Origin of the sequence: Curtobacterium sp. VKM Ac-2861 (genome assembly GCF_013204965.1) — a bacterium.
Classification (GTDB): domain Bacteria; phylum Actinomycetota; class Actinomycetes; order Actinomycetales; family Microbacteriaceae; genus Curtobacterium.
This window is the reverse complement of the sequence record NZ_JABMLA010000001.1, coordinates 879,062-902,565: the sequence shown is the minus strand read 5'-3', so window position 1 is coordinate 902,565 and position 23,504 is coordinate 879,062. Positions and strand designations below refer to the sequence as shown.

At 72.3% G+C, this 23,504-nt stretch carries 22 protein-coding genes; 8 read left to right on the top strand and 14 right to left on the bottom strand.

The genetic code is table 11. The annotated features are described in order from the left end of the window. Positions 1-60: 60 nt before the first annotated feature. Positions 61-366, top strand: a complete 306-nt coding sequence (locus tag HQQ88_RS04080; RefSeq protein WP_123294430.1) for an EthD family reductase — start codon at positions 61-63, stop codon at positions 364-366. A 94-nt stretch (positions 367-460) separates the two neighbouring features. Here HQQ88_RS04080 and HQQ88_RS04075 read toward each other — a convergent pair whose 3' ends face one another. Next, positions 461-802, bottom strand: coding sequence for a hypothetical protein (locus tag HQQ88_RS04075; RefSeq protein ID WP_173168678.1), 342 nt, complete (start codon positions 800-802; stop codon positions 461-463). A 65-nt stretch (positions 803-867) separates the two neighbouring features. Between HQQ88_RS04075 and HQQ88_RS04070 the strand changes: the two genes are divergently transcribed. After that, complete coding sequence (locus tag HQQ88_RS04070) at positions 868-1,767, top strand: NmrA family NAD(P)-binding protein (protein ID WP_173168677.1); 900 nt, start codon at positions 868-870, stop codon at positions 1,765-1,767. A gap of 99 nt (positions 1,768-1,866) precedes the next feature. On the opposite strand, the gene HQQ88_RS04065 is transcribed toward HQQ88_RS04070, so the two are convergent. Genes HQQ88_RS04065 through HQQ88_RS04055 form a run of 3 tightly spaced genes read right to left on the bottom strand, consistent with a single transcriptional unit; the run spans position 1,867 to position 4,226 of the window. Beyond that, positions 1,867-2,754 (bottom strand): alpha/beta hydrolase fold domain-containing protein, encoded by an 888-nt coding sequence (locus tag HQQ88_RS04065; protein ID WP_173168676.1) that lies wholly within the window; start codon positions 2,752-2,754, stop codon positions 1,867-1,869. After that, complete coding sequence (locus HQQ88_RS04060) at positions 2,751-3,452, bottom strand: TetR/AcrR family transcriptional regulator (protein ID WP_173168675.1); 702 nt, start codon at positions 3,450-3,452, stop codon at positions 2,751-2,753. The genes HQQ88_RS04065 and HQQ88_RS04060 overlap by 4 nt, the downstream gene beginning before the upstream one ends. A gap of 9 nt (positions 3,453-3,461) precedes the next feature. Next, positions 3,462-4,226 (bottom strand): acetoacetate decarboxylase, encoded by a 765-nt coding sequence (locus HQQ88_RS04055; protein WP_123294243.1) that lies wholly within the window; start codon positions 4,224-4,226, stop codon positions 3,462-3,464. 80 nt (positions 4,227-4,306) lie between these two features. Between HQQ88_RS04055 and HQQ88_RS04050 the strand changes: the two genes are divergently transcribed. Both HQQ88_RS04050 and HQQ88_RS04045 read left to right on the top strand, forming a co-directional pair. After that, positions 4,307-5,173 carry a 3-hydroxyacyl-CoA dehydrogenase NAD-binding domain-containing protein gene (locus tag HQQ88_RS04050; RefSeq protein WP_173168674.1) on the top strand — a complete coding sequence of 289 codons (867 nt, stop codon included), beginning with the start codon at positions 4,307-4,309 and terminating at the stop codon, positions 5,171-5,173. A 38-nt stretch (positions 5,174-5,211) separates the two neighbouring features. Next, on the top strand, positions 5,212-6,657 hold the full coding sequence (locus tag HQQ88_RS04045) for an amidase (protein WP_173168673.1): 1,446 nt from the start codon (positions 5,212-5,214) through the stop codon (positions 6,655-6,657). Positions 6,658-6,743: 86 nt separating this feature from the next. Here the strand turns inward: HQQ88_RS04045 and HQQ88_RS04040 are convergent, their stop codons facing one another. The 3 genes from HQQ88_RS04040 to HQQ88_RS04030 are packed head-to-tail and all read right to left on the bottom strand — an operon-like array spanning position 6,744 to position 10,320. Next, a complete protein-coding gene (locus HQQ88_RS04040) occupies positions 6,744-8,399 on the bottom strand; it encodes an extracellular solute-binding protein (RefSeq protein WP_159574189.1) in 1,656 nt (551 codons plus the stop codon). A gap of 47 nt (positions 8,400-8,446) precedes the next feature. Beyond that, on the bottom strand, positions 8,447-9,340 hold the full coding sequence (locus HQQ88_RS04035) for a carbohydrate ABC transporter permease (protein WP_123294247.1): 894 nt from the start codon (positions 9,338-9,340) through the stop codon (positions 8,447-8,449). Then, complete coding sequence (locus HQQ88_RS04030; RefSeq protein WP_133937079.1) at positions 9,337-10,320, bottom strand: sugar ABC transporter permease; 984 nt, start codon at positions 10,318-10,320, stop codon at positions 9,337-9,339. The genes HQQ88_RS04035 and HQQ88_RS04030 overlap by 4 nt, the downstream gene beginning before the upstream one ends. A gap of 109 nt (positions 10,321-10,429) precedes the next feature. Between HQQ88_RS04030 and HQQ88_RS04025 the strand changes: the two genes are divergently transcribed. The 4 genes from HQQ88_RS04025 (at position 10,430) to HQQ88_RS04010 (ending at position 15,446) form a co-directional block, all read left to right on the top strand. Then, positions 10,430-11,533 (top strand): substrate-binding domain-containing protein, encoded by a 1,104-nt coding sequence (locus HQQ88_RS04025; protein ID WP_173168672.1) that lies wholly within the window; start codon positions 10,430-10,432, stop codon positions 11,531-11,533. A gap of 245 nt (positions 11,534-11,778) precedes the next feature. Then, positions 11,779-12,819: a hydroxyacid dehydrogenase gene (locus HQQ88_RS04020; protein ID WP_216833955.1), complete on the top strand. Its 1,041-nt coding sequence runs from the start codon at positions 11,779-11,781 to the stop codon at positions 12,817-12,819. Between the two features lie 72 nt (positions 12,820-12,891). Continuing rightward, positions 12,892-14,790: a heparinase II/III family protein gene (locus HQQ88_RS04015; protein WP_173168671.1), complete on the top strand. Its 1,899-nt coding sequence runs from the start codon at positions 12,892-12,894 to the stop codon at positions 14,788-14,790. Continuing rightward, positions 14,787-15,446, top strand: coding sequence for a ThuA domain-containing protein (locus tag HQQ88_RS04010; protein ID WP_173168670.1), 660 nt, complete (start codon positions 14,787-14,789; stop codon positions 15,444-15,446). The genes HQQ88_RS04015 and HQQ88_RS04010 overlap by 4 nt, the downstream gene beginning before the upstream one ends. A 79-nt stretch (positions 15,447-15,525) precedes the next feature. Here HQQ88_RS04010 and HQQ88_RS04005 read toward each other — a convergent pair whose 3' ends face one another. From HQQ88_RS04005 to HQQ88_RS03975, 7 genes are all read right to left on the bottom strand, one after another. Next, positions 15,526-17,139 carry a DUF4832 domain-containing protein gene (locus HQQ88_RS04005; protein ID WP_173168669.1) on the bottom strand — a complete coding sequence of 538 codons (1,614 nt, stop codon included), beginning with the start codon at positions 17,137-17,139 and terminating at the stop codon, positions 15,526-15,528. A 275-nt stretch (positions 17,140-17,414) separates the two neighbouring features. After that, positions 17,415-18,197 (bottom strand): dipeptide/oligopeptide/nickel ABC transporter ATP-binding protein, encoded by a 783-nt coding sequence (locus tag HQQ88_RS04000; RefSeq protein WP_173168668.1) that lies wholly within the window; start codon positions 18,195-18,197, stop codon positions 17,415-17,417. Continuing rightward, positions 18,194-19,030, bottom strand: coding sequence for an ABC transporter ATP-binding protein (locus HQQ88_RS03995; protein ID WP_173168667.1), 837 nt, complete (start codon positions 19,028-19,030; stop codon positions 18,194-18,196). Before HQQ88_RS03995 ends, HQQ88_RS04000 begins: the two co-directional genes overlap by 4 nt. After that, entirely contained in the window at positions 19,027-19,914 is an 888-nt protein-coding gene (locus HQQ88_RS03990; protein WP_173168666.1) for an ABC transporter permease, read from the bottom strand. Before HQQ88_RS03990 ends, HQQ88_RS03995 begins: the two co-directional genes overlap by 4 nt. Continuing rightward, positions 19,911-20,864, bottom strand: coding sequence for an ABC transporter permease (locus HQQ88_RS03985; RefSeq protein ID WP_123339771.1), 954 nt, complete (start codon positions 20,862-20,864; stop codon positions 19,911-19,913). Before HQQ88_RS03985 ends, HQQ88_RS03990 begins: the two co-directional genes overlap by 4 nt. Before the next feature lie 28 nt (positions 20,865-20,892). After that, positions 20,893-22,446, bottom strand: coding sequence for an ABC transporter substrate-binding protein (locus tag HQQ88_RS03980; RefSeq protein ID WP_173168665.1), 1,554 nt, complete (start codon positions 22,444-22,446; stop codon positions 20,893-20,895). 57 nt (positions 22,447-22,503) lie between these two features. Continuing rightward, positions 22,504-23,445 carry an alpha/beta fold hydrolase gene (locus tag HQQ88_RS03975; protein WP_173168664.1) on the bottom strand — a complete coding sequence of 314 codons (942 nt, stop codon included), beginning with the start codon at positions 23,443-23,445 and terminating at the stop codon, positions 22,504-22,506. Positions 23,446-23,504 lie beyond the last annotated feature (59 nt).

Here is a 23,504-nt window from a genome sequence, read left to right as displayed (position 1 = left end):
AACGGAGTGGAGTGGGCGCTGCACCGTCACCCGTCACACCGACACCCGCAGGAGCACACCATGACCACGAAGATCACCCTGATCATCGACAACCCGGCCGACCCGTCGGCGTTCGAGCAGTCCTACGTGGAGCTCGAGGCACTCGCCGCGAAGCTGCCCGGCCTGCAGCGGCTCGAGGCGGCGAAGGTCTGGCCGAAGGAGGACGGCACGCCCACACCGGCGCACCGCACGCTCGACCTGTACTTCGCCTCGTACGGGGATGCCTCCGACGCAGTGGCGACCGCCGAGGCCGGGGCGTTCTTCCAGCAGCTCGGCGGCACGGGTGCCACGTTCACCGGCCTGTTCTCGGACATCGAGCACGAGTAGCACCGGGCCGGGCCGGGCCGGGCCTGGCCGGGCGCCGGGTCCGGGTCTCGGGCTGAGCGACACTCCTCGGGTCCCGCGCCGCGTGGAGTGTCGCTCAGCGCGAACCTCGGCCCGGCAGGCCCGGCAGGCCCGGCAGGCCCGGCACGGGCGCCAACCGGCCCGCGCCGACGGGCAGCACACCCGCGCGGTACTCGAGCACCTCGGCACCGCCGACGGTCACCGTCGCCGTGCCGAAGCGCCATGCCCGGTTGAACAGGTACACCCCGATCACGGTCCGGCCGTCGTCCGCGACCGCCCACGTGCCGGTGCCCCACTGCGCCGGGTGCCCGACCCCGTCGATCGTGACGGTCGGGCGGGCGAACCAGGTGAGCAGGGGGCGAGCGAGCCGGAGCTCGATCCGGCGCTTCGTCGTGCCGGAGGGGAGAGTCGTGTCCACCTCCGCAGGATACGTGGACTCCGCACCTGTGCCCGCCGCACCCGCGCACCCGTAGCGTGGCGGCCATGACCACCACCGTCCTCGTCGCCGGCGCCACCGGAGACCTCGGCGGACGCATCGTCCGCGAGCTCCTGCAGCACGACACCCGCGTCCGCGTCCTCACCCGCCCGTCCAGCACCGGCGCCCAGCGGCAGTTCGCCGACGACGACCGCATCGACGTCGTCACCGCGGACTACACGGACGCACCGGCGCTGGTCACGGCGCTCGCCGGGGTCGACGTCGTCGTCTCCACGGTCAGCGGCACCCGCGCGGTGATCGTGGACGCCCAGCGCGCCCTGCTCGACGCCGCGGTCCAGGCCGGCGTCCCGCGGTTCATCCCCTCGGACTACGCCGCCGACTACCGCTCGATCACGCCCGGCTCGAACCGGAACTTCGAGCTCCGCCGCGAGTTCGCCGCCGCCCTCGACGCCGCGCCGATCCGTGCGACCTCGGTGCTGAACGGGGCGTTCACGGACATGCTCACCGGTCAGGCGCCGCTGATCCTGTTCGACCGCCAGCGGGTGCTCTACTGGTCGTCGGCCGAACAGGTCCTCGACTTCACCACGAAGGACGACGTCGCGCGCGTGACGGCGCTCGTCGCACTCGACGTGGACGCACCCCGTGTGGTGGAGGTCGCCGGTGACCGCGTGACGGCACGGTCGATCGCCGACACGATGTCCCGGCTGACCGGCACCCCGTTCCGGCTGCAGTGGGCGGGGACGACCGGCACGCTGTCGGCGATGGCACGGATCGGCCGTCGACTGTCGAAGGACGACGCCGAACCGTTCCCGGCCTGGCAGGGCATGCAGTACTTCGTGAGCATGTTCAGCGGCGAGGCGGAGCTCCACCACGTCGACGACGACCGCTACGGTCCGCACGACTGGACGAGCGTCCGCGACGTGCTCGCCGCCCACCTGGGCGTCTGACTGTCCGACCGGGAGGCCCGCCCCTCCTCGCGCAGGACGGCCGGCGGTCCGCCGCCGTGGCCGTCACGGGCACGCGCCGGCACGGTCCTGCGCTGACGGTCAGGCGCCGCGGACGGCCCTGACGATCTCCTGCCGTGCTGCTCGTCCGCTGCGCGTCGGCAGCAGGGGGAACACGTGCAGGGCGCCGGGGCGCTCGCGCAGCGTGACGTCCACGCCCGCGGCCCGGGCGGCCTCGACGAGCAGGTGCGCGTCGGGGTTCAGCACGTCGTGGGTCCCGGTGTGGAGGAGCATCGGGCCGAGGCCGTGGAACGAACCGGCCAGGGGACTGACGACCGGGTCGTCGATCGACAGGCCGTCGGCCCACAGGTGACCGAGGACACGGCCCCCGTCGCGACCGAGCCACGGGTCGCTCGGTTGGACCTGGGGGATGCGCGGGTTCGAGAAGCCGAGGTCGAGCGCCGGTGACACCAGGACGGTCCGGAGCGTCCGGACGCCCTGGTCGCGCAGGGTCTGGGCGACGGAGAGCGCGATCTGCCCACCGGCGGAGTCGCCGGCGAGCTGCACCCGTCCGCGCCGGTCGATGACGCGGCGTGCGACGTCGAGGACCAGGTCGTGCGCCTGCCGTGCGTTTCCGTCCGGCAGGAGTCGGTAGATCGGGACGGTCACGGTGGCGCGCGCCTCGGCGGCGAGCTGGGCGATGAGCGCCCAGTGCTGCGGGGCGATCTCGTGGACCCACCCGCCGCCGTGCACGTACACGACGTCGCGGAGCGGTGGCTGGCGGCTCGGCGTCACGGTGTACACCGGGGTGCCACCCTGCCGGTGGACGTCGACGCGCACGTCGGGCCGGAGGCGCTTCGGTGGTCCGAACGGCTCGGGGCGGAGGGCCTGTCGGCGGACGGCTCGGTGCGCTCCCGCTTCGGTGACGAACGGCGCGTTCGCGTGCGTGGCCCGCAGGAACAGCGGGACCGCGGCTTCGGGGACGATCACGCTGTACCTCCTGTGTCGTCGGTGTCGTCGGTGTCGTCGGTGTCGTCGGCACCGTCGGGCTCGCGCGCCGGCTCGCTGAGTCCGAGGAGTGCGCCCCGCACCGCGGCGACGCGGATGGTCGCGGCGTCGTCGTACAGCACCGTCTGGCTGACCGCGCCGACGTGCGCGGCGACGACCGCCCGGGTGAAGACGTCCGGGGCGACGGTCAGTCGCCGGCCCTGTGCCGTGACCGACTCGACGAGCAGCGGTTCGAGTGCCGCGTGGAAGGCGTCGGTGTGCGCTCGGAGCAGTGCCCGGAGCTCGGGTTCGTGTCGCGCCCGGGACAGCAGGACCGAGCGGATCGCGTACCACTTGCCCTCGGGGGGCAGGCCGCCGAGGACCCCGGAGACGATCGCGTCGACGGACTGCGGGTCGGTCGTGCCGAGCGCGGCCCGGAAGCCGTCCTCGAGCCGCTCGACGACCACGGCCTCCTGCGCTTCGTACACCGCGAAGAAGAGCTCGTCGGTCGTCGCGAAGTTCGAGTAGAAGGCGCCGCGCGTGAACCCCGCACGCGCGACGATCGCCTCGACGCTGGCCGAGGCCGAGCCGGTCTCGTCGAACAGCGCCTCGGCCGCGCGGACGAGCTCCGCGCGGGTGCTGCTGCGCCGCCGGGTGGGGCGGGCGGGTGCGGCGGTGTCGTCGCTCACTCGTGGGGACATCGGCTCATCCTAGGAGGCGTCGTCCGACCGGCGCGGGTCGGCCAGGTAGTCGTGCACGGACCGCACCGGCGCGAGCGTCAGGTCGGTCAGGACGTGCGAGGCGCTGATGACCTCGAGCACCGGCAGGTCGGCCATCGGCGCGAGGGCGTGCTCGAACAGCTGCAGGCGGGCGGGCCCGGTCCAGGCCCCCTTCACGACGATGTCGGTGATCTCGGTCCGCACGAGATCGGCGGCGCGCAGCCCCAGGGTCGTCACGTCGGGGACGAGCTTCACCATCCAGGTCGGCACCGTGATCTGCGCCGCGGCCTCGACCGGGTCCATCGGTTCCCACTGGTACGCCATGGTCGCCGTCGCCACGCGTTCGGCACCGCGGTCGAGCGTGCCGACGAGGGCGCCCTGGTCGACGCGCAACCCCGGGGTCCCGAGCACCTTCGGGTAGGCGCTCAGTTCGCGACCGGCGAGCGTCGCCGCGGAGTTGTCGAGGTACATGGCGTGCAGGTACTCGCCGACCTCGCCGTCGTGGGTGACCTGGATCGCCTGACCGGACTCGACGTAGGGGCCGTAGCCGTCGACGTCACCCATCTTCATGACCTCGAACCGGACCAGCGGCGCGTCGACCTGCAGCGGCTCCGGCACGACGGCGCGGAGGGCGTCGGGGTCGGTCCGGTACACGACGTTGAAGTACTCGCGATCGGTGAAGCGCGTCGGGCGCAGCGGATAGACCGGCCCGGTGAGGGGGGTGGTGGCGTGGCGGAGGACGTCCGAGGCCTGCATGGGAACTCCTTGTCGAGTTGCGATACGTTCCGTACTGAGTACGTTGTGTATCGAACGTACACCCGAGAACGAAGGACACCATGGGCTTCTCCCTGCCGACCGACATCCGCAACCGACCCGTCACCGTGATCGGCGGTGGGACCCTCGGTCGTCGCATCGCCCTGGTGTTCGCCAGCGCCGGCGGCGAGTCCCGCGTGTACGACCTCGCCGAGCCGGTCCGCACGGCCGCCGTCGAGTACGTCGAGCGCGAGCTCCCGGCGCTCGCAGCGGCGCGGGGCGGGGGCGCGGTCGGCACCGTCCGCGCGTTCGACGACCTGGACGAGGCCGTCGCCGGTTCGTGGCTCGTCGTCGAGGCGATCCCGGAGCGCCTCGACCTCAAGACGACGGTGTTCGGGCAGCTCGACCGTGCCGTCGGGGCGGACACGATCCTGGCGAGCAACTCGTCGTCGTACGCGAGCCGACTCGTGATCGACGAGGTCGAGCACCCGGAGCGCGTGCTGAACATGCACTTCTACATGCCGCCGGCGCAGAACGCCGTCGACCTGATGAGCGACGGGGAGACCGACCCCGCGGTCATCGACCTGCTGCTCGAGGTCCTGCCGACCTACGGCGTCCGGCCGTTCGTCGCCCGCAAGGAGTCGACCGGGTTCATCTTCAACCGCATCTGGGCGGCCATCAAGCGCGAGTCCCTGGCCGTCGTCGCCGACGGGGTCTCCACGCCGGAGGACGTCGACGCCATGTTCGCGGTGAACACCGGTTCGCCCGCGGGGCCGTTCCGGATGATGGACCAGGTGGGGCTCGACGTCGTCCTGGACATCGAGGAGCACTACGCGGCGGAGGACCCGCACCTGCCCGAGGGCCCACGGCAGCTGCTCCGGCAGTACGTCGACGCGGGGCACCTGGGCGTGAAGACCGGCCGCGGCTTCTACGCGTACGACCAGCACTGACGGTCGACCAGCACCGTCGCCGCCTAGGCTCGGGAACCGTGTTCGAACTCCACCACCTCGCCGCGCAGGAACTCTGGGACTGGATCCGCCGGGGGGAGGCGACCGCGCTCGAGGTGACGGAGCACTACCTCGCCCGCATCGAGCGCCTCGACCCGGCCCTCGGTGCGTTCGTGACGGTCACGGCGGACGCCGCGCGCACGAGAGCCGACCGTCTCGGGCACCTGGTGCCGACGTCCAGACCGTTGTGGGGCCTCCCGTCCGCCGACAAGGACCTGTACGACCGCGCCGGGGTCCCCACGCGCTCCGGCACTGCGAGTCTGCCGGAGCGCCCTGCCGGGGCCGACCACCCGCTCGTCGCGGCGCTCGACGCCGCCGGCACGGTGAGCCTCGGCAAGACGGCGTCGCCGGAGTTCGGGATGTCCTCGTCGTCGGAGACGCGGTTCGGCGTGACGCGGAACCCGTACGACACGACCCGCGCGCCCGGGGGGTCGTCGAGCGGGGCGGCGGTCGCCGTGGCGGCCGGGCTGCTGCCCGCGGCCGTCGGGTCCGACGGCGGGGGATCGGTCCGGATCCCGGCCGCCGCGACCGGACTCGTCGGCCTGAAGCCGAGCCGCGGGCGGGTGCCGGCGATGCCCGGTCGCTCCGGTGTCGGCGGGCTCTCCGTCGCCGGGCCGCTGACCCGGTCCGTCGCGGACGCGGGGATGCTGCTCGACGCCCTCGTCGCGCCGACCGGCCTGCCGGAACCGTCGCCGTACGCCCTGGTCACGCCGTCGCGCGGTGACGGCCCGTTCACCGCGGCGGCCGTCCGCGGTGAGGGACGCTTCGTCGTCGGGCTGCTCGACGGTTCACCGTGGGACGACACCGTCGACGTCGTGGTCGACCCCGCGGCGCGTGCCGCAGCCTCGACCGCTGTGCGGGTGCTCGGCGAACTGGGGCACGGCGTCGAGGACGTGCAGATGCCGCGGGCGCCGTACGCCGACGCGTTCCGGGTGGCGTGGGAGAGCTCCGCGGCGCGGCTGCCGATGGTCCCCGGAATCGACCTGACCGCGCTCACGCCGCTGGTGGCGTGGCTCGTGGAGCGGGGACAGCGGCTCACGGGCACGCAGGTGCTCGACGCGATGACGGCGCTCGACACGTTCTCGGCGACGCTGATCGGTGCGTTCGACCGGTTCGACGCCGTCCTCTCACCGACCCTCGCACTGACCCCGCGGCCGCTCGGCTGGTACGGTGACGACCCGGACGAGGACTTCCGCCGCCAGTGCGCGTACTCGCCGTGGACCTCGATGGCGAACGTGGCCGGACTGCCGGCGATCACCCTGCCCGTCGGGGTCACCGCCGACGACCACCCGGACGGCGGCGGCCTGCCGATGGGCGTCCAGTTGATCGGGCGTCCAGGGGGCGAGCGGGTGCTGCTCGCGATCGGGGCCCAGCTCGAGCGGCGGCTGCGCTGGCAGCGGCGGCACCCGGCTGCCTGGACCGCCTGACGGGGGGTCGATGCGAAACGACATCATCGTCGTCGTACGACGTCGATGATGTCGATCCGAGTCGGCCAGACCCGCCGCCGCCCGGGCTAGCTCTGCTTCTCGATCGCCTCGGAGTACTCGCGGCGCATCTTGTCCCCGGCGGCCGACACCCACGTCGCCCGCGCGGCCTTCACCTTCGCCAGGTTCGTCCGCCCGAGCACGTAGTCGTTGCACACGCTGTTGAACGCGGTGCTCGCCGACGCCGTCGCCGCGGCCGAGGGGGAGTAGAAGCCGTCCACCGGGTTCTTCACGAGCATGTCCTGCGTCTTGGTCTGGTACTGGTGCGACTGCCGCAGCTGCTCGTCGATGCGGACCGCGGTGTTCAGCACCTGCGGGCCGGCGCCGAGTCGGTACAGCGCGCTGGCGTTGATGGTCTGCTCGCCGGCCTTCGTCAGCGTCGCGTCCGGGCCGCTGCCGGTGTGGTGGACGCCCTTCTCGCCGTGGGTCAGCGTGAACGCCTCCTTCGACCCGAACGGTGCGGAGAGGTAGTCGATGAGCCGGAGCTGGGCCCTGATGCGTTCGGGCGTCGTCTTCTTCAGGGCGGCGAACGAGAAGCTCGACGTGCCCTGGTAGTTCGCACCGGGGCCGCCCGTCGCTCCGAAGGGCACGATGCCGCCCGTGACGATCCCCTTCGGCATCGACACGTCGAGCAGGGCGGAGATGCCGTCGAGGTGCATGAGCACGGTGCCGTTGTTGATGTACGTCTTCGCCTTCGCGCTCTCGAGGCTCGGGGTGTCCGGGTGGAAGACGCCGAGGTTCCAGAGCTTCTTGACGTAGCCGAGGGTCTCGAGCCACGCGTCGGTCTCGTTCTTGTGGGTGAGTTCGCCGCCCTTCGACATCGCCCACTGGTTCGGCACGCCGAAGGTGGCGCCGATGAAGTCGTACGCCCAGTCGACGCCGCTCGCCCCGCCCTGGCCGGCGATCGCGTACCGGCCGGCCTTGGCGTCGGTGACGGCCGTGCACAGCTCGGTGAACTCGTCCTTGTCCTTCGGGGCCGGTGCTGCGCCTGTCAGCTGCTCGATGAGGTCGGGGCGGCAGATCATCACCGACCCGAACGGCGGCCGGTGTTCGGGGACGCCGTAGATCTTCCCGTTGATGCGGGCGCTCCGCCACGACGCGGTGGGGATGTTCGCCAGGTTCGGGTAGTCCTTGACGGCGTCGCCGGAGAGGTGCTCCGACAGGTCCGCGAACTTCGCGTCGAGCAGCTGCGGGAACCGGGGCGGCATCGCGAACGTCAGGAACTCGACGATGCCCGGGATGTCGTTGCCGGCGGTCATCGTCGCGAACTTCGCGGCGAACGAGTCGCCGGGCACGAACGTCAGGTCGTACTCGGTGTCCGTCAGGCCCCCGACGTAGTCGAGGAACGAGTTCTGCGCCGGCGGCGGCGCCGCGTAGGTCACGACGAACCCGGTGGTCTTCTCGCCGTCGCCGACCTTGCCGGTGACCGAGGTGAAGAGCTCGCTGTCCTGCGGGTACGAGTAGTACACGGGCTGCACGACGCCGTTGCCGGGCAGGTCGGGCTTCGGCCCCTTGGTGATGGGGACGTAGGTCGGCAGCGCGGCCACCTGGTCCGAGATGGTCGCGGCGTTGCCGCCGGTGGAGCACCCGGTCAGGCTGCCGGCAGCGCCGAGGGCGACGAGGCCGAAGGCGGCGCCGGAGATGAGGGTCCGGCGGCTGAGGCCGCCGGTCGTGGTGTCGGTCATGGCTTCTCCCTTGAAGCGTCGGGTGGCAGTGAGGTGGTGGGGCCGTGTCAGCCCTTGACGGCGCCCGTCAGGACGCCCTTGGTGAGGTGGCGCTGCACCAGGGGGTAGGCAGCGAGGATCGGGATGATCGCGATCATCACGACGGCCATCTGGATCGACTCCGCCGGCGGCTGCATCGAGGCGTCGGACCCGGCACCGGACACCAGGCTGGAGCCCTGCAGGACGTAGGTGCGCAGCACCAGCTGCAACGTCCACTTCGTCGAGTCCGACAGGTAGAGCAGCGCGTTGAAGAACGCGTTCCAGTAGCCGACGGCGTAGAACAAGCCGACGACGGCGATGACCGCGCGGGACAGCGGCAGGACGAGCTGCCACAGGATGCGGAACTCGCCGGCGCCGTCGATCTTCGCGCTGTCGATGAGCTCCTGCGGGATGCTCATCATGAAACCGCGGACGACCACCATGTTGAACACGCTGAACGCGCTCGGCAGGATCAGCGCCCAGTAGTTGTCGAGGAGTCCGAGCTGCTTCACCATCAGGTACAGCGGGATCATCCCCGGCGCGAACAGGAACGTGATGAGCACGAAGGTCAGCAGCGGCCGCTGGAACAGCGATCCCTGTCGGCTGAGCGCCCACGCGGCGAGCACCGTCGACGCCAGGCTGATGACGGTGCCCACGACCGTGACGAGCAACGTGACCACCACGGCGCGGGTGACGACCCCGCCGGACAGGATCTGCACGTACGCGGACAGGTCGAACGACCGCGGCCACACGACGTAGCCGCCGGCAGCGGTGACGTCCGCCTGGCTCGACACGCTCGTCGAGAAGACGATGAGGAACGGGAACAGCACGACGGCGAGGATCAGGACGATCGCGACGGCCTTGAGTGCGAGGACGACGGGTGTGGGTTTTCCGGCCCAGACCGGACGGGCGATGGTGCTCATGACCGTGAATACACTCCCTGCTCACCGAGCATGTGGGCGGCCTTGTTCGCCGCCATGATGAGGACGAACCCGACCAGGCCCTTGACCAGACCGACCGCGATGCCCGTGGACCAGTTCCCGTCGACGACGCCGTGGTAGTAGACGTAGGTGTCGAGGACCTCGGCGGCATCGGCCCCCACGGCGTTCCGTTGCAGGATGATCTGCTCGAACCCAACGGACAGGGCCTCGCCGAGCCGCAGGATCAGCAGGAGCACGATGATGGGACGGATGCCCGGCAGCGTGACGTGCCAGAACCGGCTCCACGCTCCCGACCCGTCGATCGCCGCCGCCTCGTACAGGTTGTCGTCGATCGCCGCGAGCGCCGCCAGGAAGATGATCGTGCCCCAGCCGGCGTCCTTCCAGATCACCTGCGACGTCAGCAACAGCTTGAACGTCTCCGGGTCGCTCATGACCCCGATGGTCCCCATGTCGAGCTGCCGCAGCGTGTGGTTGACCACACCGCCGGACCCCAGCGACTGCTGGAAGAAGCCCACGACGATCACCCACGACAGGAAGTGCGGCAGGTAGAGCACCGACTGCACGGTCGCCCGGAGCCACGGCCACACCAGCGAGTGGATGAGGATGGCCAACGCGATCGGCACCGGGAAGAACAGGATGAGCTGCAGGAACGTGATCTCCAGCGTGTTCACCGTCGCCCGCCAGAACTCCGGGTCGGCGAACATCAGCTGGAAGTTCGTGAACCCGACCCACGGGCTCTGGGCGATCGGGATGTACGGCTGGTAGTCCATGAACGCGATGACGTTGCCGATCATCGGCACGTACACGAACAGCAGCAGCAGGACCACCGCCGGCGCCACCATGAGCAGCAGCGGGTAGTCGCGCCGCAGCCGAGCGAGGAACGGGACCTTCCGCGGGGCCGGGGCACCACCGGACCGGGTGGTCCGGGGCTCGGTGGTCGGATCGACCAGCGTCGCGCTCATGTGGCTCCTTTGCTCACGTGGCTGGGGGTTTCGTCATCCTGTGGCGTCCGTATGATGACGGTCAAGCCGCGGTATTCACCCGCACACGAATCGAACACTGGGAGCGACGATGCACCCGACCAGACGCCACGAACGGATCCTCGCCGAGCTCCGCGTGCACGGGACCCTGTCCGCCTCGGACTTCGCCGAGCGTGAGGGGATCTCGGCCATGACGGTCCGCCGCGACCTGTCCGAACTCGCCGACCGCGGCGTGCTCCGGCGCGTGCACGGCGGCGCCGTCTCCGTCGAGACCCTGCCCACCGCGGGCGCACCGCACCGACCCGCACCCCGCCCCGACCGGGACACCACCGACGGCAGCGGCGCGCTCTTCACCCTCGGGCTCGTCGTCCCCGACCCCGGCTACTACTTCCCGAAGATCGTCGCCGGCGTCGCCGAACGCACCGAGGCCCTGGGCGGCCGCGTCGTGCTCGGCGTCTCCCGCTACGAACCCGCCCGCGAACGCCAGCAGGTCGAACGCCTCATCGCCGCCGGCGTCGACGGACTGCTCGTCACCACCACCGTCGCCGACGCCTTCACCACCCTCGAGCTCCTCGACCACGCACCGATGCCCGTCGTCGTGGTCGAACGCTCCGTGGTCGAGGCCCCCGTCGGCTCCGCGCTCGAGTCCGTCCGCAGCGACCACGAGTCCGGTGCCGGCATCGCGGTCCGCCACCTCGCCGAACTCGGGCACCGCCGCATCGGCATGGCCGTGTTCGACACCCCGACCACCCCGCAGCTCCGCACCGGGTACGACCGCGCCGTCCGGCAACTCGGCCTCGACCCCGACGCCCCGGTCCAGGTCATCCCGGACGACCAGGGCGTGGGCGCCACGACCAGGGCCTTCATCGAGCGCTGCCTCGCCACCGGGACCACCGCAGTCTTCGTGCACTCCGACCAGTACGCCGTCGAGTTCGTCGAGACCGTCACCGAGATGGGCCTGTCGATCCCGGACGACCTGTCCGTGGTCGCCTACGACGACGAGGTCGCGGCGCTCGCCGGGGTGCCGCTCACCGCGGTCGCGCCCCCGAAGAACGACGTCGGCCGGTTCGCTGCCACGATGTGCTTCGAGCGCATCTCGGCGACGGCGCAGGTCGGCTTCGCCCGTCGGCACATGACCCTGGCGCCGACGTTGAGCGTGCGGGCGTCGACCGCGGCGGTCGTCCCCGGTCCGTGAGCGGCCGGCGCGCGATCCGCGCGATCCGCGCGCCCGTCGTGTTCACTTCGTGAGCGTTTGCGCCCCGCGGCTTGACTCCGCACACCGCCGAACGCTGGCATGGGGACGCCGTACCCCCGGAGAGGAACCGTCCGACGATGACGTCACGCCCCGTCACGCCCCGAGCGCAGCCCACGCCCCGAGCGCAGCCCGCGCCCCGAGCGCAGCCCGCGCCCCGAGCGCAGCCCGCGCCTCCGGCGGTGCCCGTGCCCCCCGCCCCACCTGGCCACGCGCACCGCTCGCCCGTCCCCGTCGCCTTCGTGATGCCCGAGGCGACCTTCACCCGGGTGTTCGACCCCGGCGACCTCGCCGCCCTGCACGCCTCCGAGGCCGTCCGGCTGGTCGCCGACCGTCCGCTCGACCCGGACGACCCGCGCGATCTCCCGCTGCTCGCCGACGCCGAGCTGCTCGTCACCGGGTGGGGCAGCCCCGTGCTGTCCGCGGACCGTCTGGACCGGATGCCGCGGCTCCGCGCCGTTGTGCACTCCGCCGGGTCGGTCAAGCCCGTCGTCGACACCGACGTGTGGGAGCGACGGATCGCCGTGGCGTCGAGCGCCGCCGCGAACGCCGTCCCGGTCGCCGAGTTCACGGTCGCGGTGATCGTGCTCGCCGCCAAGCGGGCCTTCGCCAGCGCCGCCGCGCTGCGTTCGGACGAGACCCCGGTCGACGTCGAGGGCTCGTGGCCGGTCGTCGGCATGCACGGCGTGACCGTCGGTGTCGTCGGCGCCTCGCGCGTCGGGCGGGCCGTCATCGAACGGCTCCGTGACTACGACGTCCGCGTGCTCGTGAGCGACCCGTACCTGGACGACGACGAGGCCGCGCTGCTCGGCGTCACCGCCGTCGACCTCGGCACCCTCGCCGCCTCGAGCGACGTCGTCACCCTGCACGCGCCGCTGCTGCCGTCGACGCGGGGGCTCGTCGACCGTGCCGTGATCGGGCGGATGCGGCCGGGCACCACGCTCGTGAACACCGCGCGCGGGGCGATCGTCGACCAGGACGCCCTCGCCGACCGCCTGGACCGCGGCGACCTGGCCGCCGTCCTCGACGTCACCGAGCCGGAACGCCTGCCACCGGACGCCCGACTGCGGTCGACGCCGAACACCTTCATCACGCCGCACATCGCCGGGTCCCTGGGCAACGAGCTGCGTCGGCTCGCCGACAACGCGGTGCGCGAGACCATCGCGTTCGCGGCCACCGGCGCGTTCACCGACCCCATCGTCCCCAACGGCTTCGCCGTCCAGGCCTGAGGCCCGCCACCAGCCGCCACCCACCAGCCGCCACCACCCGTCCACCACCGTCACCACCCGGAGACCCACCCCATGACCGTCACCGTCGACGCCCCGTCCTTCACCGACCGGTTCACCCCGGCAGCGCGCGTGGCGCTCCGTCCGCGCACGTGGCGACCCGCGCCTCCCGTCAGTGACCGCCCGGCGTGGGCGCACGTCGCGGACGCCGACCGGGAGGCCCTGCTCGCGGTCGCGCACGACCGTCGCGCCGCCGCGGCGGTCACCTTCCCGACCCTCGCCCTGTGGGCGACGTACAGTCGCGACGGGAACCGCCAGCCGTACGAGCGGGCCCAGCGGAACCTGCTCGAGTCCGCCGCGACCGCGGCCCTGGCTCTCGGCGTGACCGGCGACGCCGAGTGGGCGGACGTGCTCGGCGACCAGGTCTGGCGGATCCTGGAGCTGCGCGCCTGGTGCCTGCCGTCGCACTACGCGCTGCCCGAGGACGGCAGCCGGCCGTTCCTGCCCGTGCCCGGTCGGGACGTGCTCGACCTGTCCGACGCCTACGTCGGCGGCATGCTCGCGGCGATCGACGCGATCGCGGGGGAGCGTCTCGAGCAGGACCGCCCCGGCATCCGCGCGCACGTCCACCACGAGATCCGCCGCCGCGTGCTCGACCCGTGGGAGCAGGAGGTCTACTTCTGGCACGGGGTCGACGGGCCGCCGAACAACTGGGCGCCGTGGATCGTGTCGAACGTGCTCGTGTGCGCCGCCGTGGTCGAGCCCGACCGCGATCGCCTCGCCGCGACGATCGACCGTGCGCTCGTGATCCTCGACCGGTTCCGCGCCGGCTACGACGCCGACGGCAGCTGCGACGAGGGTGCCACGTACTGGTGGTGGGCCGGCGCGACCCTGTTCGAGGCCCTGGACCTGGTCGAGGAGCTCACCGGCGGCGCGTTCGACGGTTTCTCGGTCGAGCCGGTCGCCGCGATGGCCCGGTTCCCGATGGGCATGCAGATCGGCGCCGCGACGCAGGTCAACCACTCCGACGGCTCCCCGGCGCTGGCCGAGAACGCGAACTGGAACCTGCTCGCCCGCTTCGGGGAGCGCGTCGACGACGACCGGGTCGTGCGGCACGCCCGGTGGATGGGCCGGCAGCACGCGTTGCGGTTCGACGGACAGCTCGCCGCGCTGTTCCGTCGGACGCTCGCCGAACTGCGGGACCCCTCGTGGACCGACGGGCCGGCCGAGCCCGGGATGCCCGCGTCGCTGTGGCTGCCCGGCACCGAGGTCGCCGTCGCCCGCGCCCACGACGGCGCGACCGACGGGTTCGTCCTCGCGGTGAAGGGCGGGCACAACGACGTCAGCCACAACCACAACGACGCCGGCGGGGTGATCGTCTCGCTCGACGGCGAACCGGTGCTCATCGACGTCGGGGTGGGCGTGTACCGCCGCGAGACGTTCATGCCGGAGCACCGCTACGGCATCTGGACGATGCGGAGTGCCTGGCACACCGTCCCGCTGCCGAACGGCGTCGAACAACACGAGGGTGCCGCGTTCCGCGCGACCGACACCGTGTTCGAGGACGACGGCGACGTCGCGTCGTGGTCCGCCGACCTGACCGCCGCGTACCCGGCGACCGGCGGACTGCGATCGCTCCACCGCACCGCGACGCTCGACCGGGCGGTGCCCCGTGACCGCGCCACCGAACGCGTGGTCGTCCGCGACACCTGGACGTTCGCGGAGCCCGGCACGATGACCCTGGTGCTCATGACCCGCGACGAACCCGTGCCCGTCGACGGCGGGCTGCGCGTCGGCCCCGCCCACCTGTCCGTCGACACCGAGCGGTTCGCGGTGCACGTCGAGCGGCGGCACGTCGACGACGCGAAGCTCGAGCGGGTCTGGGGCCCGGCGGTGCACCGTGTGCGGCTCGTCGCGCGGCAGGCGTCCGCCGACGGCGACCACGCGCTCACCGTGACCCGGGCGACACCGTGAGCGCGGTCCTGCTCGGCGGCTCCGAACGCTGGACCGACCCGTGGCACCCCTTCGCCGAGACGAACGCCGCGGTCACGGCGCTCGCTGCGTCGGCCGGCGTCGCCCTCGAGCAACCGGAGGACGTGGACACCGCCCTGGCCGCCCTCGCGACCGGACCCCTGCCGTCGCTCGTCGTCGTCGACGTCGGGCTGCCCCGGGACGACCGCCCCGTCCCGCTCGCCGACGCCCGGGCCGGCTTCCACCGCCTGCTCGCGAGCGACGTGCCCCTGCTCGTGTTGCACGTCGCCGCGACGTCGTTCGCCGACGACCCGCACTGGGAGCGTGCCCTCGGCGGGGTGTGGGAGCGCGGCACGACGATGCACCCGCCGTTCGGGCCCGCGGCCGTCCGGGTGGTCGACGCGGCGCACCCGATCACCGCCGGCCTGACGGACTTCACCCTGGAGGACGAGCGCTACACGCACCTCCGGGTCTCGCCCTCGGTGCGGGTCCTGCTCGACCACGAGCACGAGGGGGAGCGGCACCCGCTCGCCTGGGTGCACGAACGACCCGGCGGCGGCACCACCGTCTACGACGCGCTCGGCCACTCCGCCGCGTCGTTCGCGTCACCGGAGCACCGCGCGTTCCTGACGCGCGCCGTGACGTTCCTCGCGCGCTGACGGGACGGGGTGGGGGCGACTGCCTGGAGGCCCGGTGCCGGTCTCGTGGACCGGCACCGGGCCTCCAGGCAGTCGCGTCTCAGGCGATGGTGACGTCGCCGACGACCAGCCAGCCAGCCTGCTGCGTGCCCTGCGCACCGAGCTCGATGCCGGGGGCGTTGCCCGCGGTGGTGTCGACGATCGCGATGCCCCACCGGTACGCGCCAGCCGCGACGCCGGCCAGCGACGGACGGAACGCGTACGACGTCGGCGAGCCCTTCAACCACGTCGACGGGTCGGACGCGGTGTCCACGAACCTCTTCGCCACGCTGCCGTCCGCACGGAGCAACGCGACCGCCGCCTTGTACTTGCCGTTCCACACCGGCAGGTTGTCGGGCAGGTAGCCCCAACCGGTGTTCGTCCACTCGTGCGTGACGTCGACCGTCGCGCCGGCGGACGCCGAACCGGGCACGACCACGCGCGACGGGTGCAGGCGGTAGCCGCCCTCGGCGTCGAACCGCTGCGTCAACGGGAAGGTCTGCGCCGCGAACCACGACAGGGCCTCGCCGTTCCGCAGGTCCATCATGTTCACGTGCGCCTCGACCGAGTCGTCGAACTCGCCCTGACGGACGTCGGCGGTCGTCACGTACCCGCGCGGGTCCTGCGTGACGTCGTGCTGGGCGGTGACCCACCCGCCCTCCATGATGATCGGCCGCCGGTACCGCCACTTCGCGGCCATCGACTTCTCCCAGTCCGCGTAGTACGTGGTCATGCCGAAGGCGTCATGGCGCAGGACGTAGCCCTTCTCGTACGCGCCGTCGAGCATCCGCTCGCTCTCGGGGTCCGGGGCGCCCCAGTCCTTCGGGCCCCCGATCATCCGGTGGTAGTTCAACGCCAGCGGCACCCGGGTGAAGTGCTCCTGGTACAGGTCGATGATCCAGTCGAACACCGGCTCGCGGTTCGCGGCGTCCTGGTACAGCATCGAGTGGCCCTCACCCCACTTGCCGAGCCCGTACCCGTCGATGAAGTCCGTCGTGGCCGGGTCGTCGTACTGCTCGCCGAAGGCCGCGACGAACGCGGCGTACTTCGCCTGGAACACCGGGTCGTCCGGGTACGGGCTCCACACGGTCTTGCTGCCGGTCTGCGTCTCGTACCCGGCGGCCCCGGCGGCACGCACCCACGCGGGCGTGAAGTCCGACGACTTGTCGCGACTGTCCACCACGACGCGGAAGGCCAGCCGCAGCCCACGGCGACGGGCCTCGGCGAGGATGCCCGCGAACGCCGCGTTCGTGTCCCAGCCGTACACGCCCTCGGACGGCTCGAGGATCGTCCACGAGACCCGCATGTACATGACCGAGGCGTGGTCGGACACCGTGACCGTGGTGCCGTCGGGCAGCGGGACGTCGTCGTACTGCGTCCAGTAGTTCGCGGGCGGTGCCGACGAGCCGTACAGTGCCCAGCCGTTCAGCGGGTTCCGCAGGACCGTGGTGGTGTCGGCGGCGAACTCCCGCTCGACCGCGGCGGCGAGGTGCGGGCGACCGGGGTGGCCGGGGCCGGGGTGGCCGGGGCTGGCGGGGCCTGCGCCTGCGCCGGGGTGGGCGCGGCCGTGGGCGCTCGCCGGTGTGCTGCCGAGCACCCCGCTCGCTGCCGATGCGGTGGCGACGATGCCGAGTCCGAGTGCCGTGCGCCTGGTGATGTCGTGCGACTTGCTCATGCGTTCTCCCCTTCGAGAAGCGATCGGTGCAGGTCGATCGTCGCGGCGTCCCGCTCAGTGGGCAAGGAGTCCCGCCCAGTCGAACAGGAGTCGCACACCCCTGGCGACGCGCTGGGGAGCGAGGTGGGTGCGTGTGCATGTTCCGACGAAGCACGCGTCGATCACCTCGTGGATCGTCGCACCATGCACGTGCATCCGGTGCGTGTGCATGTTCCGACAGGCCACGCGTCGATCGACTCGTGGGATGTCGCGTGCCGCCCCGCCCCGCCCCGCCCCTACGGCAGCGTCGGCGCAGCCTCCACCAGCGCCCGCGTCACCGGGTGCACCGGCGCATCGAGCAACGACACCGGCCCGTGCTCCACCACGCGCCCCGCCGACATCACCGCGACGGTGTCGCACAGCCGCTGGACCACACCGATGTCGTGCGACACCAGCACCAGGGTCAGCCCGAGGTCGTCGGCGAGCGAGCGGAACAGCTCGATGACCCGTGCCCGCACCACCACGTCGAGGGCGCTCATCGGCTCGTCGCCGAACAGGATCCGCGGCCCGTGCACCACGGCCCGGGCGATCGCGATGCGCTGCCGCTGCCCTCCGGAGAACTCGTGCGGGTGCCGGTCGACGACGTCTGCCGGCAGGTCGACCCGCTCCAGCACGTCGCGCACCAGCGCCCGGTGATCTCCGTCGATCCGCAGTGCCCGCAGCGGTTCGCCGACGATCGCGCCGACGCGCATCCGCGGGTCGAGGGACGCGTACGGGTCCTGGAACACCACCCCGGTCTCGCGACGGAACCAGCGCATCGCGGCCGCGGACCCGGACGCCACCACCGGACGACCGGAGGCGGTCACGGAACCCGCGGAAGGTGCCTCCAGGCCAGCGAGCAGCCGGACCAGGGTGGACTTGCCGGACCCCGATTCGCCGACGATCCCGAGCCGCTGGCCGGAGGCGACCGTCAGGTCGACGCCGTCGACGGCGGTGCGGACGGGGCCGGGTTCGAAGGGCCCGCGGCGGGGGAGCCGGTAGGTGCGGTGCAGCCCGACCCCGTCGAGGACGGCGGTCATGCGGAGCCTCCGGACGGACGGGCACGACGGGCGGTGGCACGCGCGGCGTCGACGAGCGCGACGGTCGCGGGGTGCTGCGGCGCGGCGAGCAGCGACGCCACCGAGCCCTGCTCGACGACCCGTCCGCCGTCGAGCACGACGGCGGTGTCGGCGATCCGCGCGAGCACGGCGAGGTCGTGCGTGACGAAGACCATGCCCGCGGGTAGCCCTTCGAAGAGATCCAGGATCCGCGCCTCGGTCGTGACGTCGAGCGCCGTGGTCGGCTCGTCGGCCACGAGGTACGCGGGCTGCCCGGCCATCGCCATCGCGATGCAGATCCGCTGACGCTGCCCGCCGGACAGCTGGTGCGGGTACTGCCGCAGCAGCGACTCCGGGTCCGGCAGTCCGACGTCCGCCGCCAGGGTGGTCGCCGCGGCGCGTGCCGCCCGCCGGTCGAGTCCGCGGTGCAGGCGCAGCGGCTCCGCGATCTGCGCGCCGACGCGGCGCAGCGGGTCGAGGGCGGTGCCGGGCTCCTGGAACACCATGCCGATGCCGGAGCCGCGGTGCTCTGCGCGCTCCCGATCGGGCAGGCCGACGAGTTCCGTGCCGTCCAGGCGGATGCTGCCGGTGACGGTCGCGCCGGCGGGCTCCAGGCCCATCAGGGCGAGCGAGGTCATGGACTTGCCGGATCCGGATGCGCCGATCACGCCCACGCGTTCGCCGGGAGGCACGGTGAACGTCACGTCGTCGAGGATCGTCCGCCCCGCGATGCGGACGGAGAGCCCCACCACCGCGAGCCCACCGGTGCCGGTGTCGCTGTGGCTGCCCGTGTCGCTGCGGCTGCGGTCGGTCATGCGGTCACCCCCGGGGTGGTCGTGGCCGGGTCGGTGCGGCGGTCGCCGCCCGCTGCGCGGTCGTTCGTCGTCAGCCGTGGGTCGGTGGCGTCGCGGATCGCGTCACCGAGCAGGGAGAGCGCGGCGACGACCAGCGCGATCGCGGCCCCCGGCCAGGTGGCGCTCCACGGGTGCACGCCGATGTAGGTCTGCAGGTCGGAGAGCAGGTTGCCCCACGACGCCGTGTCCGACCCGGCGCCGTAGCCCAGGTACGACAGACCGGCCTCGGCGAGGACCGCGGTGGCCATCGCGAGCGAGAGCTGCACGGTGAACAGCGGTGCGGCGTTCGGCACCAGGTGGCGGAACAGGACCCCGCCACCACCGACGCCAGAGGCCCGGGCGGCGGTGACGTAGTCGCTGCGGGCGATGCGCCGGATCTCGCCGCGGGCGACCCGAGCGATCGTGACGCCGAAGGACAGTCCGACGCTCACGATGACGACCCCGAGCGACCCACCGAACACCGCGGTCAGCAGCATCGCGGTCAGCAGGGTCGGGAACGCCACCAAGATGTCGAGCAGAACGGCCGTGCCCTCGCGCACCCAGCGTGCGGTGAGCGACCCGATCGCGGTCAGGACGATGCCGACGACGCTCGCGATCACCCCGGCCCCGACGGCGACGAGCACGGTGGTGCGGGTGCCGGCGAGCAGGTAGCTCGCGATGTCGCGGCCAGCGGCGTCGGTGCCGAACCAGTGCGCCGCGCTCGGGCCCTCCCACTGGTGGAACGGATCGGCGCGGAACGGGTCCTGCGGCGTCCACACGAGCGACACCGCGGCGAGCACCACGAGCAGGCCGAGCACGACGACGGCGAAGACCCCGGTGGGGCGGGAGAGCAGGCGGCGGATCATCCGGACACCTCGCGTTGGCGTGGGTCGAGGGCGCGGTGCACGACGTCGACGGCGAAGCCGACCAGCAGCACGAGCCCGGTGAGCACGAGCAGCTCGGACTGCACCTTGGTGACGTCGCGGCGACCGACGTCGGTCACGAGCATGCGCCCGACCCCGGGCAGCGAGAACAGCTGCTCGACGACGACGGCCCCGACCAGCAGCCCGGCGATCTGCACCCCGAGCACGGCGAGCACGGTGAGGGCGACCGAGGGCAGCCCGTGCCGGAGCAACGCCTGCGTGCGCGTCAGCCCGATCGCGGCCGCGGTGCGGACGTGGTCGGCGTCGAGCACCGACAGCGTCGCGGACCGGGTGAAGCGCAGGATGACGGCGCCCTCGACCGCGCCGATGGTCAGGGCGGGCAGCACGAGCGACGCGAACGCACGCCCCGGCTCGGACCAGCCGTCGAGCGGGAAGCCCTGCGTCGGCAGCCAGTGCAGCGTGACGGCGAACAGCGCGACGAGCAGCATGCCGGCCCAGACGACCGGGATCGCAGCGACGGCCTGCGCCACGAACCCGATGACGGCGCCGCCCGGTCGACGGCGGAGCACCGCGGCGACGACCCCGAGGGGGACGCCGATCACGAGCGCGGTGACGAGTGACATGCCCGCGAGCGGCAGCGTGATCGCCAGCTTCTGCGCGATCTCCGGCGCGACCTGCCCGTTGGTCACCAGGGACCGGCCGAGGTCGCCGCGGAACACCCCGCCGATCCAGTCGAGGTACTGCACCACGACGGGCCGGTCGAGGCCGAGCTGCTGTCGGAGCTGCTCGACCTGCGCCGGGGTCGACTGGGTGCCGGCGACGACCTGTGCGACGTCGCCGGGGAGCACCCGCAGGGTCGCGAAGATGATGACGCTCGCGACGAGCAGCCCGACGACGAACAGCAGCAGCCTGCCGACCAGGAACCGGGTCACGTGCTCGGAGCTCCGGGCGCGGGTCGTCTCACTTGACGGCGAGCTTCGACAGGTCGAGTCGTGAGTTGCCGCCGTCGACCGGGAAGCCCGTCACGCCGGAGCGCACCGCGGTGATCTCGGTGGCCGTGTAGAGCCACTCGCCGGCGGCGTCCTCGCTCACGATCTTCGCGGCCTTCCGCAGCGCGTCGACCTTGGCGTCCTCGTCGGTGGCCGCGATCGACTCGGCGTACAGCGACTGCACCTCGGCGTTGTCGTACCCGAAGTAGTAGTCGGGGTTCGCCCAGTTGCCGAAGTCGCGGGCCTCGACGTGGTCCACCATCGACAGGTCGAAGTCGCGCTCACCCGACTTCGGTGCCTGGAACACCGTCGACAGCCAGGTCGCGAAGTCGACGCGCTTGACGGTCAGGGTGATCCCGACGTCGGCGAGCTGCGACTTGAGCACGTCGCCGATGGTCGCCGGGTAGATGTTCGCGTACGTCAGCGTGAGCTTGAGGTTCTCCTGACCGGCGGCGGCGAGGAGCTGCTTCGCGTTGTCGGGGTCGTACGCGTCGATGTCGGTCAGGTCCTCGTACCCGGGGTCGAGCTCCGGGATCGGGCCGCCCTGCTCGACGCCCGTACCACCGATGGCCTTGATGAGGGCCTTCGGATCGATCGCCTGCCGGATCGCCTGGCGCACCTTCTTGTCGGTGAACGGCGCCTTCTGGTCGTTGAACGCGAGGGTGTACTTGTCGGTCGTCTTGCCGGAGTGCAGCGCGATGTCCGAGTTGCCGTCGAGCTGGCTCTTGAGTGTTCCGTCGACCGGGTTGAGGACGTCGAGGTCGCCGTTCGCCATGGCGTTGACGGCCGTCGACGGGTCGGTGATGTACCGGAAGACGATCTTCGCGACCTTCGCCTTCGTGCCCCAGTAGTCGTCGTTGCGGTCGAAGGTGAGCGAGTCACCCTGCTTCCAGCTCGCGACCTCGTACGGGCCGGTGCCGTTCGCGGTGTTCGACAGGTCGTTCGTCGCGGCCTTCTCGAGCACCAGCCCGGAGCGGCCGGTCAGGTTCCAGAGCAGGTCCGAGTCGGGCTTCGCCAGCTTGAGCTCGACCACACCGGTCGACGGTGACGTGATCGAGGTGACGCCGGCGAGCTTGGCGGAGTCGACGTAGGTCTCGTTCGACTTGACCTGCTCCAGGGACCAGACGACGTCGGCCGCGGTGACGTCCTTGCCGTCCTGGAAGGTGATGCCGTCGCGCAGCGTGAACGTGTACGTCAGGCCGTCGTCGGAGACCTCGTGCTCGGAGGCCAGCACGTCGCGGATGTCGCCGTCGGCAGTCCGGCCGACGAGCCCCTGGTACACGTTGTCGATGAGCACCTGGTCGAGCGCTGCACCGGACTGCGTGCGGATGTCGAGGCTGGTCGGTTCGAGCACCAGGCCGACGCGGACGGTGGCGTCGGCGCCGCCGTCCTCGTTCGACGAGCCGGAGCAGCCGGTCAGCGCGAGGGCGGAGACGACGGCGACCGCGGTGGCGGCGAGGGCAGCACGTCCGAGGCGCGTGGTGCGCGCAGCCCGAGCGGGACGGCGGGGCAGGCGTGGACTCATGGGTGTGGGTTCCTTCCGGGCGCGAGGGCGATGATCAGTGCTCGCGCTCGCACGAGGTTACCGGCGGCCGGTGTCGTCCGCGGTCGGTTCTTCGATCCGGTGCAACAAACCGTGACGTCCCGCCCATGCCCGGATCGCCGAAGCGAGTTCGAGGGGCGCCTGGTTCTGCACCGCGTGCCGTGCGGTGACCGTCACGATCTCGGCGTCCGGCAGCCGCTCGGCGAACGCGGCGTGCAGCTTCGGGGACACGTACCCGCGGTCGCCCCGGACGAGCAGGATCGGCACGCGCAGGGCCTCGAGGTCGGGCCACGCATCGGCGAAGCGCCCCACCGACGACGTGCGGCCGGCGGGCAGGTGCGGGAAGTGGTGGCGCCGCACGAGCGCTCCGTCGTCACCGAGCCGCGTGGTATGGCGCGCCTCACGCAGCAGCACGTGCCGGTCGTCGCCGACGCGTGCCTCGATCGCCCGGTCGACGACCTGGTCCAGGGTGGCGAACGGCTCCTCGGCCTCGAGCGCGCGGGCGATCCGGTCGACCGCCCGCTGCGCGAAGTCCGGCGACATGTCGACGAGGACGAGCCCGGTCACCCGCTCCGGTGCCGTGGCCGCGAGTCGTGCCGACAGGATCGCGCCGAGCGAGTGCCCGACGACGATCCCCGGCGGGACCTCCAGGGCGTCGAGCGCCGCGAGCACGGTCGGCGCCGTCACGGACGCCCCGTAGTCGGCGTCGTCCCGCCACGACGACCGCCCGTGGCCGGGCAGGTCGAGGGCGACCGCCGGCTCGCCGACGGCGAGCGCGGTCTGGTCGAAGCTGTGGGCGTCGATGCCGAGCCCGTGCAGGTAGGTGATCCGGGCCTCCCGGTCGCCCCACCGGATGGCGGACGTCTCCTGCCCGTCATCGGTGCGGACCACCTGCCTGGAGGCGCGGAGCGGCTCCGTCACGCCGCTCGCGCGGGCGAGGGCGGCCAGGTCTGCGAATTCGTCGTCGGGGGCATCGGGCACGGAACCGATCTTCGCACCGTCTGCGGGGTCTGGAGACGTTAGGTAAGGCATGCCATACT

Excerpts from the sequence above, each read along its gene's own strand:
- HQQ88_RS04080 (WP_123294430.1), top strand. The coding sequence starts at position 61 with ATGACCACGAAGATCACCCTGATCATCGACAACCCGGCCGACCCGTCG.
- HQQ88_RS04070 (WP_173168677.1), top strand. The coding sequence starts at position 868 with ATGACCACCACCGTCCTCGTCGCCGGCGCCACCGGAGACCTCGGCGGA.
- HQQ88_RS04060 (WP_173168675.1), bottom strand. The coding sequence starts at position 3,452 with ATGTCCCCACGAGTGAGCGACGACACCGCCGCACCCGCCCGCCCCACC.
- HQQ88_RS04055 (WP_123294243.1), bottom strand. The coding sequence starts at position 4,226 with ATGCAGGCCTCGGACGTCCTCCGCCACGCCACCACCCCCCTCACCGGG.
- HQQ88_RS04050 (WP_173168674.1), top strand. The coding sequence starts at position 4,307 with ATGGGCTTCTCCCTGCCGACCGACATCCGCAACCGACCCGTCACCGTG.
- HQQ88_RS04040 (WP_159574189.1), bottom strand. The coding sequence starts at position 8,399 with ATGACCGACACCACGACCGGCGGCCTCAGCCGCCGGACCCTCATCTCC.
- HQQ88_RS04035 (WP_123294247.1), bottom strand. The coding sequence starts at position 9,340 with ATGAGCACCATCGCCCGTCCGGTCTGGGCCGGAAAACCCACACCCGTC.
- HQQ88_RS04030 (WP_133937079.1), bottom strand. The coding sequence starts at position 10,320 with ATGAGCGCGACGCTGGTCGATCCGACCACCGAGCCCCGGACCACCCGG.
- HQQ88_RS04025 (WP_173168672.1), top strand. The coding sequence starts at position 10,430 with ATGCACCCGACCAGACGCCACGAACGGATCCTCGCCGAGCTCCGCGTG.
- HQQ88_RS04015 (WP_173168671.1), top strand. The coding sequence starts at position 12,892 with ATGACCGTCACCGTCGACGCCCCGTCCTTCACCGACCGGTTCACCCCG.
- HQQ88_RS04005 (WP_173168669.1), bottom strand. The coding sequence starts at position 17,139 with ATGAGCAAGTCGCACGACATCACCAGGCGCACGGCACTCGGACTCGGC.
- HQQ88_RS04000 (WP_173168668.1), bottom strand. The coding sequence starts at position 18,197 with ATGACCGCCGTCCTCGACGGGGTCGGGCTGCACCGCACCTACCGGCTC.
- HQQ88_RS03995 (WP_173168667.1), bottom strand. The coding sequence starts at position 19,030 with ATGACCGACCGCAGCCGCAGCGACACGGGCAGCCACAGCGACACCGGC.
- HQQ88_RS03990 (WP_173168666.1), bottom strand. The coding sequence starts at position 19,914 with ATGATCCGCCGCCTGCTCTCCCGCCCCACCGGGGTCTTCGCCGTCGTC.
- HQQ88_RS03980 (WP_173168665.1), bottom strand. The coding sequence starts at position 22,446 with ATGAGTCCACGCCTGCCCCGCCGTCCCGCTCGGGCTGCGCGCACCACG.